21 protein-coding genes and 1 pseudogene are annotated in these 16,559 nt (G+C 70.0%); 12 read left to right on the top strand and 10 right to left on the bottom strand.

The genetic code is table 11. From position 1 onward, the window contains the following. A partial coding sequence (locus ACP4J3_RS33005) for an HNH endonuclease (protein WP_426539858.1) occupies positions 1 to 383 on the top strand: 383 nt, incomplete at its 5' end. A gap of 296 nt (positions 384 to 679) precedes the next feature. Next, positions 680 to 940 (top strand): hypothetical protein, encoded by a 261-nt coding sequence (locus ACP4J3_RS33000; RefSeq protein WP_426539857.1) that lies wholly within the window; start codon positions 680 to 682, stop codon positions 938 to 940. A gap of 236 nt (positions 941 to 1,176) precedes the next feature. On the opposite strand, the gene ACP4J3_RS32995 is transcribed toward ACP4J3_RS33000, so the two are convergent. The 3 genes from ACP4J3_RS32995 to ACP4J3_RS32985 all read right to left on the bottom strand — a co-directional run bounded on the left by ACP4J3_RS32995 (position 1,177) and on the right by ACP4J3_RS32985 (position 2,607). Further along, positions 1,177 to 1,374: a hypothetical protein gene (locus ACP4J3_RS32995; protein ID WP_426539856.1), complete on the bottom strand. Its 198-nt coding sequence runs from the start codon at positions 1,372 to 1,374 to the stop codon at positions 1,177 to 1,179. 131 nt (positions 1,375 to 1,505) lie between these two features. Continuing rightward, on the bottom strand, positions 1,506 to 1,856 hold the full coding sequence (locus ACP4J3_RS32990; RefSeq protein ID WP_426539855.1) for a hypothetical protein: 351 nt from the start codon (positions 1,854 to 1,856) through the stop codon (positions 1,506 to 1,508). Between the two features lie 277 nt (positions 1,857 to 2,133). Next, on the bottom strand, positions 2,134 to 2,607 hold the full coding sequence (locus ACP4J3_RS32985; RefSeq protein ID WP_426539854.1) for a DUF2690 domain-containing protein: 474 nt from the start codon (positions 2,605 to 2,607) through the stop codon (positions 2,134 to 2,136). Between the two features lie 406 nt (positions 2,608 to 3,013). Here ACP4J3_RS32985 and ACP4J3_RS32980 point away from each other — a divergent pair, with 406 nt between their 5' ends. Beyond that, positions 3,014 to 3,451, top strand: coding sequence for a hypothetical protein (locus ACP4J3_RS32980; RefSeq protein ID WP_426539853.1), 438 nt, complete (start codon positions 3,014 to 3,016; stop codon positions 3,449 to 3,451). Positions 3,452 to 3,658: 207 nt separating this feature from the next. On the opposite strand, the gene ACP4J3_RS32975 is transcribed toward ACP4J3_RS32980, so the two are convergent. Further along, positions 3,659 to 4,345, bottom strand: a complete 687-nt coding sequence (locus ACP4J3_RS32975) for a hypothetical protein (protein ID WP_426539852.1) — start codon at positions 4,343 to 4,345, stop codon at positions 3,659 to 3,661. A gap of 320 nt (positions 4,346 to 4,665) precedes the next feature. Here ACP4J3_RS32975 and ACP4J3_RS32970 point away from each other — a divergent pair, with 320 nt between their 5' ends. Further along, positions 4,666 to 5,100: a peptidoglycan-binding domain-containing protein gene (locus tag ACP4J3_RS32970; RefSeq protein ID WP_426539851.1), complete on the top strand. Its 435-nt coding sequence runs from the start codon at positions 4,666 to 4,668 to the stop codon at positions 5,098 to 5,100. Positions 5,101 to 5,305: 205 nt separating this feature from the next. Here ACP4J3_RS32970 and ACP4J3_RS32965 read toward each other — a convergent pair whose 3' ends face one another. The 3 genes from ACP4J3_RS32965 to ACP4J3_RS32955 form a co-directional block, all read right to left on the bottom strand. After that, a complete protein-coding gene (locus tag ACP4J3_RS32965) occupies positions 5,306 to 5,716 on the bottom strand; it encodes a hypothetical protein (protein WP_426539850.1) in 411 nt (136 codons plus the stop codon). A gap of 71 nt (positions 5,717 to 5,787) precedes the next feature. Then, a complete protein-coding gene (locus ACP4J3_RS32960; protein ID WP_426539849.1) occupies positions 5,788 to 5,991 on the bottom strand; it encodes a hypothetical protein in 204 nt (67 codons plus the stop codon). Positions 5,992 to 6,023: 32 nt separating this feature from the next. Then, positions 6,024 to 6,392 carry a hypothetical protein gene (locus tag ACP4J3_RS32955; RefSeq protein WP_426539847.1) on the bottom strand — a complete coding sequence of 123 codons (369 nt, stop codon included), beginning with the start codon at positions 6,390 to 6,392 and terminating at the stop codon, positions 6,024 to 6,026. A 104-nt stretch (positions 6,393 to 6,496) separates the two neighbouring features. On the opposite strand from ACP4J3_RS32955, the gene ACP4J3_RS32950 reads away from it, so the two are divergent. The 7 genes and pseudogenes from ACP4J3_RS32950 (at position 6,497) to ACP4J3_RS32920 (ending at position 11,555) form a co-directional block, all read left to right on the top strand. Further along, on the top strand, positions 6,497 to 6,697 hold the full coding sequence (locus ACP4J3_RS32950) for a hypothetical protein (protein ID WP_426539846.1): 201 nt from the start codon (positions 6,497 to 6,499) through the stop codon (positions 6,695 to 6,697). Between the two features lie 54 nt (positions 6,698 to 6,751). Beyond that, positions 6,752 to 7,392, top strand: a pseudogene (locus ACP4J3_RS32945) (HAD family hydrolase). Positions 7,393 to 7,522: 130 nt separating this feature from the next. Beyond that, positions 7,523 to 8,677: a helix-turn-helix domain-containing protein gene (locus tag ACP4J3_RS32940; protein ID WP_426539844.1), complete on the top strand. Its 1,155-nt coding sequence runs from the start codon at positions 7,523 to 7,525 to the stop codon at positions 8,675 to 8,677. A 300-nt stretch (positions 8,678 to 8,977) separates the two neighbouring features. Further along, positions 8,978 to 9,148 (top strand): hypothetical protein, encoded by a 171-nt coding sequence (locus ACP4J3_RS32935; protein WP_426539843.1) that lies wholly within the window; start codon positions 8,978 to 8,980, stop codon positions 9,146 to 9,148. Continuing rightward, positions 9,145 to 9,375 (top strand): DUF6415 family natural product biosynthesis protein, encoded by a 231-nt coding sequence (locus tag ACP4J3_RS32930; RefSeq protein WP_426539842.1) that lies wholly within the window; start codon positions 9,145 to 9,147, stop codon positions 9,373 to 9,375. Before ACP4J3_RS32935 ends, ACP4J3_RS32930 begins: the two co-directional genes overlap by 4 nt. Further along, positions 9,359 to 9,829 carry a DUF6415 family natural product biosynthesis protein gene (locus ACP4J3_RS32925; RefSeq protein WP_426539866.1) on the top strand — a complete coding sequence of 157 codons (471 nt, stop codon included), beginning with the start codon at positions 9,359 to 9,361 and terminating at the stop codon, positions 9,827 to 9,829. The genes ACP4J3_RS32930 and ACP4J3_RS32925 overlap by 17 nt, the downstream gene beginning before the upstream one ends. A 226-nt stretch (positions 9,830 to 10,055) precedes the next feature. Next, a complete protein-coding gene (locus ACP4J3_RS32920; protein ID WP_426539841.1) occupies positions 10,056 to 11,555 on the top strand; it encodes an acyl-CoA synthetase in 1,500 nt (499 codons plus the stop codon). Here the strand turns inward: ACP4J3_RS32920 and paaK are convergent. Next, entirely contained in the window at positions 11,549 to 12,847 is a 1,299-nt protein-coding gene (gene paaK / locus ACP4J3_RS32915) for a phenylacetate--CoA ligase PaaK (RefSeq protein WP_426539840.1), read from the bottom strand. The genes ACP4J3_RS32920 and paaK overlap by 7 nt on opposite strands. A gap of 130 nt (positions 12,848 to 12,977) precedes the next feature. Here paaK and ACP4J3_RS32910 point away from each other — a divergent pair, with 130 nt between their 5' ends. Continuing rightward, positions 12,978 to 13,862 carry an alpha/beta fold hydrolase gene (locus ACP4J3_RS32910; protein ID WP_426539839.1) on the top strand — a complete coding sequence of 295 codons (885 nt, stop codon included), beginning with the start codon at positions 12,978 to 12,980 and terminating at the stop codon, positions 13,860 to 13,862. Here the strand turns inward: ACP4J3_RS32910 and ACP4J3_RS32905 are convergent. Further along, positions 13,834 to 14,880, bottom strand: a complete 1,047-nt coding sequence (locus tag ACP4J3_RS32905) for an ABC transporter ATP-binding protein (RefSeq protein WP_426539838.1) — start codon at positions 14,878 to 14,880, stop codon at positions 13,834 to 13,836. The genes ACP4J3_RS32910 and ACP4J3_RS32905 overlap by 29 nt on opposite strands. Positions 14,881 to 14,954: 74 nt before the next feature. Beyond that, positions 14,955 to 16,505: an ABC transporter permease gene (locus tag ACP4J3_RS32900; RefSeq protein WP_426539865.1), complete on the bottom strand. Its 1,551-nt coding sequence runs from the start codon at positions 16,503 to 16,505 to the stop codon at positions 14,955 to 14,957. Positions 16,506 to 16,559: the final 54 nt, after the last annotated feature.

The following is a 16,559-nucleotide window of genomic DNA, read 5'->3' as shown; positions in this document are numbered from 1 at the left end:
GAGCGAAAACCCATCGGCATACGCCCCCGGCGCACCCCCTCACCTTGATCGGCTACACCACGTCAAGGGACGCCATCTGTGCCGACGGGCAGCAGCAATGTGCGCGGTGCGAGCGCAACCAAGAACAACGCACGTATGCGGCAGCTCGCGCGCAGATACTGGCCGACGATCCTCACTGCGCCTACTGCGTCTACTGCGGCGAGCGAGTAACTCATGCCGACCACATCATCCCCAGGGCGCGGGGCGGAACCCACGCGCGCGAGCACCTCGCTGCCGCATGCCAGGACTGCAACACGTCCAAGGGCAACCTGACGCCGTACGAGTGGCTGCAATGTCTGGAGGGCGGCCTCCGAAAGGCCAAGATCCCGAGGCCACTCACTTGACCCCGAGTAGACAGGCGTCGACTTCCAGGACGGGCCCCGCTGTTGCCCCGATGCACAGCCCGTCGGATTCTGCTGCTGGTGCCGCAGGCGGAGGTCCGGGCCCATAGGGCCAGGCGGGTCGGGCCGGCCGCTGGGGCTTGGGCTGGTCGGCGGCGCAGCCCCAGGCCCACTGCCGTCCGGCTCCCCGTCATTCGGTGGCGAATCGGCTGGCCGCCTGTGGGTGACGGCTCCCCTATCGGCACCACCGAGCCGGTGGGGGTCACGCTCGGCGATGGGATGCTTGAGACTCGTGTGGTGTGCCCGAAGCGCTGGCGCTCGGCCCAGTTTCGCTCGGCGGGGGCGAGGGAGTGGCCGTCGGCGGCGTGCTGCCTGGCGGTGGTGGCGGTGGTGGCGGTGCGGCGGTCGGCGGCGGCCACAACGTGGGCGAAGGGGCCGTCGTGGGTGCGGAGGATGGAGGGCCGTTTTTGGCTTCGTCGGTCCACGGCTGGACGGTCACCATGGTGACCGTCGCGGCAGTGACAGCGGCTCCCGTCACCGCGCCGATGACTTGGCCCTGATGCTCACGCACGGCGTTGCGTGCGGCTTCGCTGATGGTGGCCAGAACGGCGACCGCACCGCCCAGGTGCAGTCCCAGATGCTTCTTGCGCCGGACCGGCACGGGCCCGGGTGGCTCTCCGGCGGCATGTGGCGGATGCTCCATGCCGCCGTTGGCGACGGCGGCTTCCTCCGATGGCCGGCCGCCGTTCTCTGTGGATCTTCACGCCGCATTTGATCACCTTCGAGTTTCCGCAGGTCAGAGGCTTGCGGCGTCTACGGTGAAGGTGGTCCGCCGCTGCGCGGCGCGGAGTTCGTTGTTGCGGGCGCTGCTGCAGCGGCGGTGTGCGAGGCGAGGGTTCGCTCTGTCGAGCGGGTCACCGCCGAGCCAGAGCGGGTGGATGTGGTCCACGGTGCGGGCCATGGGGTGGGCGGTGCCGGGCAGGGACTGGTCCACCCACTTGTGGCACCACCAGCAGTGGGTCTCTTCTGCGTACACCTGGCTTGGACGCGTAGCCAGGGCCGTCCACTGCGGGCCTGCTTGGTGCGGCGGGCGATCTCTTCTGCGGAGAGCTGCGGCATGGGCGATCACCGTGTGCGCTGCTGCGCCCGGAGCTGCTCGCAGTAGGCGGCCTTGCAGCGCCGGTGGGCGAGGTGGGCGTTGGTCCTGTCGAGGGCGTTGCCGCCGGCCCACGCCGGTTTCGGGTGGAGGATGACGGGACCCCAGGGGTGGGTGCTGCCTTGGATGCTCTGGTCGACGGGGCCGCCGCACCTCCAGCACTCGGTTTCCTCGGCGAGTACTTGGACTTCGAGTCGCCTCTGTTGCTGGGTGGCCCGGCGCTGCTGTGCGGCTTCTGCGGTCTTGCGTCCGGAGCGGCCTTGGTTCTGGCGGGCCTGGTCGGCGGTGTCCTGGCTGGAGGTGCGGGCCAGGGTCGTCACCCCCGGACATGCCGGAGCCCGGCTCTGTGGCCGGGCTCATGAGGCACTACGTGCACCATGACAGATCATGCGCTGCACTGTGCTTGCTGGTCAAGCGGCGCTCCTGTGTTTGTCAAGGGCTTCCGCAATATCGGCGAGGTCCCAGAGGGCAGTGGGCTGGCCGCCGTTGGGGTTGGGCTGGGTGTCCGCGGACTTCACGCCGTGCCTGACCGCCCAGCCACTGAAGCTGCCGGGCTTGATGCCGAGGCTGTAGGCGGTCAATGGTGGCAGAGCCACTTCAGTAGGAGGCCGTGCGGACGTTCACCTCACCGTTCACGGTGTCGGCGTAGCCCCGAGCGAACGAGCTGAGTGGGTCAAGGTCATACACCTGGCGGGTCCAGCACCGTTTGTCGCCTTCGTCGAGGGTGCAGCGGTAGGTGCGGCCATCGTTGTTCCGGACGATCCACGCCCTGGAGCAGGCGAATCCGGCTGCCGGGTCACCGCACTGCCACTGTTGCCTGTCCATGGTCAAGCGCGCCCAAGCGGTCTTGCAGTAGGAGCTGAAACGTAGCTCGATCACGCCGACTCTGGTGCCGACACTGTTCCTCAACACAGCGGACTCCACCGTTCGGGCGCTGGACGCGCATCCGGTGGCCCGCGGGCCCGTCCCGTCGTAGTCGTACGCCTGCGCCTGGCCGGAGCCGACGAACAGCGGGCCGAGCGAACTCACCAATACGGCGGCACGGGCTAAGACTCGTTTGCGCTTTGCCATGACGTCCCCCTGTGTCGTGAGCATGCAGTGAGTCTTTCCGCCGCCCACCCTGAATTCAGGGACGATGGACCGTCAACGGTGCGACCTGCTGTCGACCGGATCGTGTCTGCGGCTGTCCGGAACGGGGCGGGTCGTTGCCGGGTGCGGCCTCGTCGCGGGCCACGCATCGGTGAGTGAAGCGTCTGAGCTCTCGCCTCTCACCCCTACAGTGTGCCCAACTACCAGTCGTACTAGTGATCTCCTGCTTCGCCCCAGGCTGGTGGATGGGAGTACCTCTCTTGTGGGTCAAACGACCGGCACGCTCAGCAACTCGGCCGGGCTACGGTGCACCCGGATCGTTCGACGACGATCCGGGTCCACCTGTGCGCCAAGCCGGGAGAAGACCCCGGCCAACGGAGGGAAGAGCGTGGAGCAGAGCAGGCAGAACGGCGTCTCGCGGCGCGGGCTGATCCGAGGCGGGCTGCTGGCGGTGGCGGCATCCGGCGTGGCGGTGGTCGGCTTCGCGGGGCCGGCGAGCGCGGCCGTGGTCAACCTCGGCCTTGACCGCCAGGGTGCCAAACGGATCCAGCGGTGGATCCTCACCATGTACGGCTACACCGGCGCGATCGACGGGGCGCTCGGGACCAACAGCTGGAAGGCGCTGCAGCGCTGGCTGGCTACCTGGCCCTCCCAGCCCTCTCCCTACAAGGGTGACATCGACGGGATCGTGGGACCCAAGACGATCGTGTCGCTCCAGGCCAACCTGAAGAAGTTCAACGGCTACACGGGTGCCCTCGACGGCATCGCCGGACGGGGGACCAAGGCGGCGTTCTGGCGCAAGGCCTACTCCATGCCACCGGTCTGACCGGCTGAGCATCGCGAGTGGCCCGACCCCCAGGGGTCGGGCCATTTGCTCTCTGGAGTGGACGACTTGCAGACCGGCGCCCTCGGCCGCACCTGACGATCCACCCCCGCCAACGGCCACGCGGGCGCTATCAGCCCGGCCACACGGTGTAGACGGCGCGGGTCGCCTTGCCGACGGCGGGGATGCCGGTCCACTGCTCGCGGTAGCTCATCCCATCCCGGCGGGCAAGCTCTCGGGGACGTTGTCCGAGAAGCCGCTGTCGCCGCCGACGACGCTGCCGTCCTTGTCGTAGAGAACGACCTGCTGTGTGACGCCGTCGGCCATGTCGCGGCCGGTGCTGTTGGTGACCTTCACCGACAGGTTGTAGGAGTACGGGGCATCGGAGAACAGATCATCGCGACCGCCCTCGGTGATTTTCAGTTCGCCGGTCTTCAGCATCGGGAGATCGACAGCGCCAGCTCGGCCGAAGGCATCCTTGGCTGCCGAGACCTCGATCTTCGCCGGGGTTCCGGTGAGTTCGGTGAATCCACCGCCGAGGTTGCCGAAGTAGTCGAAGGTGTCACCGGCCGGGATGTTCGGCAGGGTGTCCTGGGTGGAGCCGACGATGGTGCCGGTCTTGTCGAGGGCGCGGGCGTCGATGGCGACGGAGGCCGCGGACTTGCCCGGGTTCTTGGCGCGTGCCACGTACCAGATCTGCATGTCGCCGGCGCCGTCCTTGCTGGTGTGGCTCCAGGCGAGTTCCACGGTGGCGGCTGCGGGCTTGGCTCTGGGCTGGTTCAGCTCGCTGGCGCTGGTCCCCTTCGGTTCTGCGGTCTGGTCGGTGTCGCTGCCGCAGGCGGTGAGGGTGGCGGCGAGGATGGCGATGGTGGCGAGCGCGGTGGTTCTGGCGTGCATGGTCCCCCCAAGGACGTACTGACTGCCCGTCATTGTGGGGGTGTTGTGCGGGTTTCGGTTGATGTGTGCACGGTTCGTGGCGGAGCCGTGGCACGAGCGAGCCCCGCCACGGGGCGGGGCCCTTCTCGGTGGGCGGGGCACGGAGACGGCCCTGCGAGCCTACGGCCGCCTCACCGGGTCACCACCCCTTGCAGCGGTTCTCCGCACTCGTCATGTCGCTGAGTGAGTGAGCAGCAACCGAGGCACCCTGGAACTTTTCAGGGTGCCTGCTCCCGTGCCCGCCAATACGGTTCGGTGGTTCAACGCGAAGGAGAGAGAGAATGAAGACTCGCTCGAAGCTTGCGTCTCTAGCCCTGTGCGGCGCGGTGGCCGCCCCCGTAATCGGCCTGTCGGCTTCGTCCGCGCAGGCCGCGTCGTATCCGACGTGCGACAACGTGAAGTACGTGTGGCTGACGGACTCGGTGTACACGTTGCAGCCGTTCTACACCGCAACTGGTTCACGGAACTGCGTCATGGGTTACGGAGCCCAGTCGAACGGCGTGCGGCACCTTCAGAAGGCCATCGACTACTGCTACGAGAACATCGGGGTCGACGGCATCTACGGCAACCAGACGAAGAACGCGGTCTACCGCGTCCAGGAGGACGAGAGCATCGGCAGGGACGGTGTGTACGGTCCGGAGACCAGGAAGGCGATGTGGTGGCCTCGGTACCAGCGGGGCGACGTGTTCCTCGGCTGCGTCAAGCCACACAAGTGAACGATCAACGTACGTCTTCGTCCTCAGCGCGGTAGCCGAGCACGCGCAGGCGCCAGCACTCCAGGGCCTGGTGAGCGAGCCGGCAGGTGGGCAGGTAGAGCCGGTGGGTGGTGTGTTCACGGCCATGGACGCCTGCGAGTTGCCGCGCCAAAGCGGAACCCCGGCCACCCATGTGGTGGCCGAGGGCTCTGTGCTGGGTGCCGGGTTACGGCTCGATGCTGGGCGGTGCCGGGGGAGGCGCCGTGCCCGGGGTGTTGTCGGGGGGCGCCGACTGGTGGAAGCGCCCGGTGTTCGGGGAAGGTGTGACGTGCTGCTGTTCCACCGTGTCGCGGGTTCCCGACCACATCACGCCCAGGAGACCGACGGCGCACACCCCTCCGGCGGCCAGTACGATCGGTGGGCGTTTCCGTGATCTCGCCAAGCGCAACCAGAGCCAGCCAGCGCACGCCCCAGCGAAGATGATGATCAACGGGGTGAGCCCACCACGCTTGTACGTGCTCAACAGCGCGGAACGACTCGCGATCAACGGCAAGAGCGCCGCATAGAGCACCCCCAGCACCACGACAACCGCAAGCACCCCTTCCAGGAGGCGCAGCGCAGGGCGACTGGCGTTCATGCTGTCTCCTACCCTCCCAGCCGACCGCACGGGACTGGCAACCGACTCCCATCCGTGCCAACCAGTGCAGGCTACGGCCTGGGACGTGTCAACTGCGCGACAACCGTCTCGGTCACGTTGCCGTCAGCGTCCTTGGTGAACGTCCGCTCTCCCGCGGGGGTCTGCGCCGCAGCCATGATCTCAGCCGCCGTCGGCTCGGGAAGATTCGGCGACACGGTGAACAGCGAGCCGTCGCTGTTCCTCACCGGCTCGCCGTTCTCGTCGGCCACCGGCACGGACGCGGGGTCGTCGCTTGTGTCCGTGGTCTTCAGCCAGTCGGGACCACCGGTTTGTCCTCGGCAGCGGCCGCCATGGACTCTTCACTGAAGTCCGGGAGCCAGTGGTAGCCGGACCAGACGGTGGCGTTCAGCCCCACCCACTCACCGCTGTCCATCATGCCCGCGTAGTTCCGGATCCCGTAGTAGCCCGTACCACACATCGTCTCCCGCGGAGACCTCCAAATGAACTCGAACGCGGAGGCCGGCTCGGTGTAATATCCACCCTTTTCCGTGGTATTGCAGACGAGCCAGCTGCCGTCACCGTTGACGTCCACGTACCACTTGTAGATGATCATCCCTTCGAGAAGCGCTCCGGCGTTGCGCTCCCAGTGACAGCCGCCGATTGCGCTGTGCCCCATCCTGCAGGACATCCGCGAGGTGGCCGCCCAGGTGTCGGCTGAGCTGGGCACGCCGGTGCCGCTGCGGGGATGGACGGACGAGGACGGCTGGCAGAATTGGGACCGTGGATGAGCCCGGCCGCTACCACCTGCTGCTCAGGGCCGCCGGTCGGCCTGCGCAGCACGGCTGGTGGCGAAACGAGGCCGTGGCACGCGACAAGTTCACGCGCTGGATCGGCGAGTACGGCAGTCTGCCCGACGCCCGCGTCATCCTCGCTGACGAGCAGGAAGGCACCGTACTGACGAGCTGGCCGGACACGCCGTAACTGCCGGGGTATCCGGCTCACAGAGCCCTTACCGGCGCGCCGTAGGCTCCCAGGGTGATTGAGACCATCGTGTTGGACATCGGCGAGACGATCCCCGGGACGACCGTTACTGGGCCTCGTGGGCCGACTGGCTGGACACTCCCAGACACACCCTTTCCGCTCTCGTCGGTGCGGTCGTGGCCCGGGGGCAGGACGACGCGGACGCCCTCCGGCTCGCGCGCCCCGGCATCGATGTCGCCGCTGAGTACGACGCTCGCGAGGCCGCCGGCCGCGGTGAGTTTCTGGACGACAGCGACCTCTACGACGACGTGCGCCCAGCCCTGTCCGCTCTGCGGAAGCTCGGAGTGCGGGTGATCATCGCGGGCAACCAGACTTCCCGCGCCGCTGAGCTGCTGCGAGGCCTGGACCTGCCCGTCGACCTTGTCGTCACCTCGGGGGAGTGGAATGTCGCGAAGCCGCAACCGGAGTTCTTCCAGCGGGTCCTAGACGTGGCGCACGCGGCCCCGAGGGCAACTCTCTACGTCGGAGATCACCCGGCAAACGATCTCTTGCCAGCGAAGGCGGCTGGGCTGCGCACAGCGCATATCCGCCGGGGCCCGTGGGGGCACCTGTGGGCTGACGACGCCGACATCGTGGCGGCAGCGGACTGGCGCATCGACAATCTGTACCAGCTCACCGAGATCGTCGAAGGTTGACCCAAAGCGAACGGCCGCACCAAGCTTCGCCGGTGCGGCCGTTCGTGTACACGCGGCGTTTCGGCGCGGGTACGGTTCGGAGTGGATGCACCGAACCGGAGCCAGTATGCCCGCACTTAGGAGAGGCGGAGTGGGCGGGCGGATCGCCTACTACCGCAGCGTCATGCGTCCGAAGCTGACACAGGAACAGCTTGCCGCAGCGGCCAACGTGTCTCTTGGAACCATCCGCAAGATCGAGCGGGGCGAGCGGGGCCTGAGCGAATCCACGCTCGAAGCCGTCGCTGAGGCCCTCGGGATCGATCCCATACGCCTGCGCGCCTATCGCGAACCGGCTCAGACCCGCGTCCATGAAGCGCTACCCGCACTCTCCGCGGCGATCGCTACGTACGATCTCCCCGAAGACGGGCCAGTCCGGCCTGCCCATGAACTGCGCGCTGCGGTCAGCGAGGCCGCTCGCCGGCGACTGGGAGCGCAATACACGCGGATCGCCCGGCGGCTGCCCGACCTGCTCGCCGAACTCGCCCGTGCCTACCACGCGGCCCCCGCCGAGGAGCGAGCCGAACTGGCCGGGCTCCTTGTGCGGGCGTACCGGTCCGCGGACGCCGTCGCCTACAAGTTCGGCGCGCATGACCTGTCAGCCCGGCTGATCGAACTCATGCGATGGGCAGTTCCAGAGGCTGACGATCCAGTGTTGTCAGCCGCCGTTGCCTACGTGCGGACGGAGACCTTCTTCGCTGCCCGCGGCCACGCTGTCGGCCTGCGCGCGTTGGAACTTGCTCTGGACGCCACCCCCGCCACCACGCCGGCGGGGACCGCGAGTCGGGGCGCCCTCCCCATGCGGGCCGCCGTCGTCGCAGGCCGGGCACGTGATGCCTCGGCGGCAGCCATGCCCCTCGATGAGGCCCGCACGCTGGCCGACCGGGCGCCCGAGGACATCTACTGCGGAACCGCTTTCGGCCCAGATTCCGTACGCATCCACGAAGTGTCGGTCGCCGTGAGCCTTGGTGGCGACCATATCGGCCGTGCCCTTGCCGTAGCGAGCGAATGGAAGCCGCCCCACGACCTTCCGGCTGAGCGGCGCTCCGGGTTCTACATCGAACTAGGCCGCGCACAGTTGTGGTCCGGGCTGGCGGACGACGCCTTCGAGTCGCTCAAGGTCGCCCGCCGCCCCAGCACACCCGTGAGCACCCGTGGGTGCGTGAGGACGCTGCCACCCCTGCGCCGTTTGAAGCGCGCGGACTCGGAGAGCCTCAGCAACTTCGCTGAGTGGTGCGCCGCCACCTGACCGAGCTACCCCAACTACCCCTCGCCGGGGTACTTGTGGCCTTCCCGTCCCTCCACCATCTGTTGCACGCGTAGGAACCAGCAGATGGGAACCGGGATGTCTGACGCACCCTTTCCCGCGCCGACGGTCATCGACGGGCGCGTGAGCATCGTCCGACTACACGGTGAAGCCTGCTTCGACTGCGGAGGTGTCGTAACAAGGCGGTCGCGGCGTGAGGACGACACAGACCAGTAAACCCCGGCGACCGCTTGCGACGGCCCCGGGGATGGCCAACGCTCAAACCCGTGAGGGAGCGTCGACATGACGAACGCTACAGCCCCGAGAAGCCCCGGGGTCAAGATGACGATGCGCGTGTACACCGTGACGCGGGACGGCATCATCAAATCGGACAGCGGCACCCGGGAGATCCTGGCCGCGCAGGAACTGCCGGATGTGCAGCACCAGGCCGGACAGACGGCGGTGACCCGGTGAACGCCACCCGCGAGGAGACCGACGCGATGCCGGGCACCGTGTCGATGCGCGCCTCGGCCACATGGTTCCTGGATCAGGACACGCTGCCCCGACACGAGAGCGCGAAGCTCTACCACCGGGACCTCAAGGCCTTCGCGGAGCACCTGATCCCAAAGGTCGAGCAGCTCGCCCGCGGCCCTGCCCAAGGACGACGTGCCCGCGCGGGTGGCCATGGCCGGAGTTGGTGAGGCTCGCCGTCGGCTGCACGAGCCGGAGGCCGCAGGACTGCTCGGAGAAGTGGAGCGCGTGAAGCGGCTCGCGCGCTCCGTCGTGGCCCTGTGCGACCACCACGATGCGCTCAGGGCGCGGCCATGTGCTTGGCATGCGACAAGCCGATCGAGGACGGCCAAGCGTCGCTGCCGTACGAGCACGTCAGTCCCTCCGGGGGCGCGAATCAGTCCGGCCGTATCCACGCGGGGTGTGCGAGCACGGGCCGCACCCGCCGCTGACGCCATCCCGCCCTGCCCCGGCGTGAAGGGGCCCCGGGCGACCACCGGGTCAGGGTCGCACCACGAGAACGCCCGTCCCGCCGGAGGTCCGCAAGCCTCCGGCGGGACGGGTTCCACAACTCCTGCCCTGAGCAGGACGACACGACCGATCGGGGCGGCCCATCCCACCGACTACGGAGGCACCACCACATGACCGCAGGGACGTTCCCGATGATTCGGCCGTTCGGCCGCCGCGGCCGGCAGTGTGGCCGATGCCGTGAGCAGGGCCGCGGCCATCACGAGAAGGCGTCTCGGGCGAGTGGTGCGCATCTGTGCCTCCCAACGTCATTGAGGGAAGGAGCGGTTGAGCGTACCCATGGGTCGGACCGCACCATCCGGGTGCTTGACCCGCCTCGGTCACACACCGAGGATCATGAGTCATGACGCAGGGACAGGGCAGCACGGTTGACGGGGTGCTGCGGCGCAGCGCACGGCGCACCCCGGCGCGGATCGCGGTGGAGTACGGCGACCGCTCATGGACGTACGAGGAACTCGACGAGGCCGTCTCCCGCGCGGCGAGCGTCCTGCGCGATGCGGGCCTCGCCCCCGGCGACCGGGTCGGCGCCTACGGCCACAACTCGGACGCCTACCTGATCGGCTTCCTCGCCTGCGCCCGCGCGGGCCTCGTCCATGTGCCGGTCAACCAGAACCTGACCGGCGACGACCTCGCCTACATCGTCGGCCAGTCCGGCGCCCGGCTGGTCCTCGCCGACCCCGACCTGGCCGGCCGACTGCCCTCGCAGGTGCGTACGTCGCCCCTGCGCGACGCCGACGACTCGCTCCTGGCGCTCCTGGCGACGGCTCCCGCGTACGACGGCCCGGAGCCGCGCTCCGAAGATCTGGTGCAACTGCTCTACACATCCGGTACGACGGCCCTGCCCAAGGGCGCGATGATGACGCACCGCGCCCTGGTCCACGAGTACCTGAGCGCCATCACCGCCCTCGACCTCAGCGCGGGCGACCGCCCCGTGCACTCCCTGCCGCTCTACCACTCGGCGCAGATGCATGTGTTCCTGCTGCCCTACCTCGCGGTCGGCGCCACGAACCTCATCCTCGACGCCCCCGACGGCGACCGGCTCCTCGACCTGATCGAGGCCGGCCGGGTGGACAGCCTGTTCGCCCCGCCCACCGTGTGGATCGGCCTGGCGGGCCGTCCCGACTTCGCGGAGCGCGACCTCGGCGGGCTGCGCAAGGCGTACTACGGCGCGTCGATCATGCCGGTGCCCGTCCTGGAACGGCTGCGTGAACGGCTCCCGAAGCTCGGCTTCTACAACTGCTTCGGCCAGAGCGAGATCGGCCCGCTGGCCATGGTGCTGGACCCGGACGAGCACAAGGGCCGGATGGACTCCTGCGGGCGCACCGTCCTCTTCGTCGACGCCCGTGTGGTGGACGAGCAAGGGGAGGACGTGCCCGACGGCACTTCCGGCGAGATCGTCTACCGCTCCCCGCAGTTGTGCGAGGGCTACTGGGACAAGCCCGAGGAGACCGCCGAGGCCTTCCGCGACGGCTGGTTCCGCTCCGGCGACCTCGCCGTGCGCGACGCACATGGCTACTTCACCATCGTCGACCGGGTGAAGGACGTCATCAACTCCGGTGGCGTACTGGTCGCCTCACGTCAGGTCGAGGACGCGCTGTACACCCACGAGGGCGTCGCCGAGGTCGCCGTGATCGGCCTGCCCGACGAGCGCTGGATCGAGGCCGTCACGGCGGTCGTCGTGCCGCGCGGCGAGGTGAGCGAGGCCCAACTGATCGACCACGCGCGCGAGAAGCTCGCCCACTTCAAGGCGCCGAAGCGGGTGGAGTTCGTGGACGCGCTGCCGCGCAACGCGAGCGGGAAGATCCTCAAGCGGGAGCTGCGCGACCGCTTCGCCGGTCACTGACGGGGGCGCAGGTCCTCGATGCGGCGGATCTTGCCCACGGAGCGTTCCAGCGACTCCGGTTCGACGATCTCCACCGCGACCGACACCCCGATCCCGTCCTTCACGGCCGCCGCGACGGCCCGCGCGGCGGCCTCCCGGGTCTCGGGGGACGCGTCGGGGCGTGCCTCGGCCCGCACGGTGAGAGCGTCGAGGCGGCCCTCCCGGGTCAGACGCAACTGGAAGTGGGGTGCCACACCAGGAGTGCGCAGCACGATCTCCTCGATCTGGGTGGGGAAGAGATTGACCCCGCGCAGGATGACCATGTCGTCGCTGCGCCCGGTGACCTTCTCCATCCGCCGGAACACCCGGGCGGTGCCGGGCAGCAGTCGCGTCAAGTCCCGTGTGCGGTACCGGATGACGGGCATCGCCTCCTTGGTGAGCGAGGTGAAGACCAGTTCGCCCTCCTCGCCGTCGGGCAGCACCTCACCGGTGATCGGGTCGACGATCTCGGGGAAGAAGTGGTCCTCCCACACATGGAGACCGTCCTTGGTCTCCACACACTCCTGTGCGACCCCTGGCCCGATCACCTCCGACAGCCCGTATATGTCGACGGCGTCGATCGCGAACCGCTCCTCGATCTCGTGGCGCATCCGCTCGGTCCAGGGCTCGGCGCCGAAGACGCCCACCCGCAGGGACGTACCGCGCGGATCGACGCCCTGCCGTTCGAACTCGTCGAGGAGGGTGAGCATGTACGACGGCGTCACCATGATGATCTCGGGCCTGAGGTCCTGGATGAGCTGGACCTGGCGGGCCGTCATACCGCCGGACGCCGGGATGACCGTACAGCCCAGCCTCTCGGCCCCGTAGTGTGCGCCGAGCCCACCGGTGAACAGCCCATAGCCGTACGCCACATGCACCTTGTCCCCGGGGCGTCCGCCCGCCGCCCGGATGGAGCGGGCCACCATGTCGGACCACAGGGAGAGATCGGCATCGGTGTAGCCGACGACCGTGGGGCGTCCGGTGGTGCCGCTGGAGGCGTGGATACGGCGGATACGGTCCTGGGGCACGGCGAACATCCCGTACGGGTAGTTCTCGCGCAGGTCGGCCTTGGCCGTGAACGGGAAGCGGGACAGATCGGCGAGCGAACGGCAGTCGTCGGGGTGTACGCCGGCCCTGTCGAAGGACGCGCGGTAGAACGGCACGTTGTCGTACGCGTGCCGCAGCGTTCCGCGCAACCGCTCGAGCTGCAATGCCCGCAGCGCCTCAGGGGCGAGCAGTTCGCCCGGGTCCAGCAGTTCCGTCGTATCCGCCATGGGGAAGCTCTCCCTCGCCAACACGCGTCATTCCGGACGACCGATCGTTCGGTCCAGGTGTTCGGGATCAGTAATCCAGGCGGCTGTTGATCAGGCAAGGGGGCGGGCCGCACCTTCTAAGATCGGGCCCATGCCGACCTTCCGCGCCACCGACGGAACCGAGATCGCCTACCACCTGCGAGGGGAGGGCGAACCGCTCGTCGTCCTGCCCGGTGGGCCCATGCGGGCCTCCGCCTACCTGGGCGACCTCGGCGGACTGGCCGCGCACCGGCAACTCGTACTGCTCGACCTGCGCGGCACCGGGGGCTCGGCCGTGCCCGCCGACCCGGCCACGTACCGCTGCGACCACCTGGTGGACGACGTGGAGGTGTTGCGCGACCACATGGGGCTGGCCCACATGGATGTGCTCGGGCACTCGGCGGGCGGCAGCCTGGCCATGTTGTACGCCGCCCGGTATCCGCAGCGGGTGGCGCGGCTGGTACTGGTGACCGCGAATCCTTGGGCGCTGGGGATGCCGGCCGGCATCGAGGAGCGGCTGGCCGCCGCTCGGCTGAGGGCGGGCGAGCCATGGTTCGCGCAGGCCTTCCCGGCGTTCGAGGCCTGGCTGGCGGGGACGCGCGCCTTCGACCCGGTGATCGCGCCCTTCTCCTACGGGCGTTGGGACGATGTGGCCCGGGAGCACGATGCGCGCGGCGACATCGAGTTCAACGACGAGGCGTCCGACATCTACGGCTCCGACGGCGCCTATGACCCGCCCGCGACCCGCTCTGCGCTCTCCCGGCTCGCCGCCCCGGCCCTCGTCCTCGCGGGCGAACTCGACGCAGCGCCCAGCCCCGAACTCGCCCGCCGCACCGCCGACGTCTTCCCGAACGCCGAGTCGGCCGTGCAACCCGGCGCCGGGCACCACCCGTGGCTGGACGACCCGGAGTGGTTCGTGCGGTGCGTCGTCGCTTTCCTGAACGGGAGTGGGGGAGTACCCCAGGCCGTCAGCGGTGGAGCGTGGCCTCGCCCGTGAGGCGGATGCCCGTCTCCTCGCCGGGCCGCACCGACACCGGACCCGCGACGCGGACGTCGACCGGGGCGTCGACTCCCGCCACGGACACGGTCACCTTCGCGTCGTGGCCGTAGAAGCACACATCGGTCACCGTGCCCCGCGCTCCGCCCGTCTCCGCCTCCGTCAGCCGCAACTGTTCCGGCCGCAGCAGCACCGTGCCCGGCCCGGAGCCCTCGGACGAGGCGGCCAGCGGCACGGTGCCCAGAGCCGTGGCGACCGTGCGGCCTCCGCGCTCGACCGTGCCGGGGAGCACCACGGCGTCGCCGACGAACCCGGCGACCCAGGGGTCGGCGGGGCGCCGGTAGAGCGCCTGCGGGGTGTCGCACTGGGCGACCCGGCCCTGCCGTACGACGGCGACCAGGTCCGCGGTCGACAGGGCCTCCTGCTGGTCGTGGGTGACCAGTACCGCCGTCGCCCCGGTGGCGCGCAGGGCGGCGCGCACGTCGGCCCGCACCCCGGCGCGCAGTGCGCTGTCGAGGGCGTTGAACGGCTCGTCCAGCAGCACGAGCTGGGGCCGCGGGGCGAGCGCCCTGGCCAGGGCGATGCGCTGCTGCTGGCCACCGGACAGCTCATGCGGCATCCGCTCGCCGTATCCGGCGAGTCCGACCAGGTCGAGCATCTCCTCCGTACGGCGTCGCCGCTCTCCCCGGTCCAGGTCGGTCAGCCCGAAGGCCACGTTGCGGCCCACGCTCAGATGCGGGAACAGGGCGCCCTCCTGCGGCACGATGCCGATGCGCCGGCGCTCGGGCGGCAGATGGACACCGGGCCCGGTCAGCAGCCGTCCCCCGACGGTGACCGAACCGGCGTCGGCGTGCAGGAATCCGGCGACGATGCGCAGCAGGGTGGTCTTGCCGCAGCCGGAGGGGCCGAGCACGGCGGCCAGGGCACCGCCCGGCACGTCGAGGTCCAGTCCGCGCAGCACGGGGGCCTCGGGGCCGTAGGACTTGGCCAGTTGCTCGATGTGGAGATCGTTCGTCATCGGCGGTGCCCGTCTCTGAGAGTCATGTGCGGTACCCGTCTCGGAGTGTCATGTGCGGTGCCTGCCTCGATCGTTCATGTGCGGTGCCTGCCCAGCAGATACGAGGGGACGGCGGCCAGCAGGATGAGTGCCGCGGCGTAGGGGGCGGCCGCGGCGAAGGACCCGGCGCCGGTCTCGGTCCACAGCCGGGTGGCGAGGGTGTCCATGCCGGTGGGGCGCAGCAGCAGCGTCGCGGGGAGTTCCTTCATGCAGACCACGAAGGTGAGCGCGGCCCCGGCGGCGACGCCCGGAGCGGCCAGCGGCACCGTCACCTCCCGCAGCACCCGCAGCGGACGTCGCCCCAGCGAGCGGGCGACGTCCTCGAGGACCGGTGGCGCCTGCAGTACGGCGGCCCGGGTGGCGGCCACGGCGACCGGAAGGAACAGCACGGCGTAGGCGCAGATCAGCAGCGGGAGTTGCTGGTAGAGCGGGTAGGCGTAGCGGACGGCGAAAAAGACCAGGGCGAGCGCGACCGTGATGCCGGGCAGCGCGTGACCCGCGTACGCCGCCTGCTCCAGCAGCCGGGCACCGCGGCCCCGGTGGCGTGCCGCGATCACGCCCACCGGAAGGGCGAGCAGGGTGGTCAGGGCCGCCCCGGCCGCGGCGACACCCAGCGTGGCCCAGGCCGTCTCGGCGAGCCCACCGAGGTCCCAGGTCGCGGAGGTGCCGACGGCCAGCCAGTAGCCGAGGGTGCCCAACGGGAAGGCGACCGCGACGGCCGCCACCGCCGAGCACCACGCGAGGGCCGGGATCCGCCAGCGTCCGAGGGGAACCGGGACGACGGGACGGGCACTGCCGGTGCCGGTCCTTGCGTGGCCCGCGCGGCCCCGGGTACGGCCCTCGGCGGCGACCAGCGCCACGGTCATCACCACCAGCACCACGCTCAGCGCGGCGGCCGGGGTGCGGTCGAAGGAGGCGCGGTACGAGGTGTGGATGGCCCAGGTGAAGGTGTCGTACCGCATCAGTGAGACCGCGCCGAAGTCGGACAGGACGTACAGCGCGACGAGCAGTCCGCCACCGGCCGCAGCGGGTCGCAACTGCGGCAGCGTGATCCGCCGGAAGGTACTCAACGGGCCGTGCCCGAGGGAGCGCGCGGCCTCCTCCTGCGCCGGGTCGATGCCGCGCAGCGCCGCGGCGACCGGCAGATGCACATAGGGGAAGCTGACCAGCGTCAGGGCCAGCGCCGCCCCGGCGAACCCGGCGGTCCGCGGAGCGGCGGACAGCCAGGTGAAGGCGGCGACGTAACTGGGCACGGCGAGCGGCAGGGTGGCCAGCACCGACCAGGCGCGCGCCCCGGGCAGGGCGGTGCGCACGGTCAGCCAGGCCAGCGAGACGCCCAGCACGAGGCAGGCCGCCACCACGGTGAGCGCGAGCCCCAGGCTGCGGCCGACGAGTTGGAGGGTGCGTTCGTCGGCGACGACGTCCCAGGCGTAGCCGGGGCCGCGTTCGAGCGCGCGGACGGCGAGGTAGCCGAGCGGGAGCAGCGCGAACAGGGCCGCCACGCAGGCGGGGACGATCAGCACCCACGGAGGCCTGCGGTCCGTGGAGCGGGAGCCGGTTCCGGCACCCGGGAGCAGCCGTGTCACGGTGGTGCGGGTGCGCCGGAGCCCGGCCGCGGGGGACACCCGGGCCGGGCGGCC

Source organism: Streptomyces sp. UG1 (assembly GCF_049974585.1).
In the GTDB taxonomy this organism is placed as follows: domain Bacteria; phylum Actinomycetota; class Actinomycetes; order Streptomycetales; family Streptomycetaceae; genus Streptomyces.
This window is presented reverse-complemented; position numbering and strand designations above follow the sequence as displayed.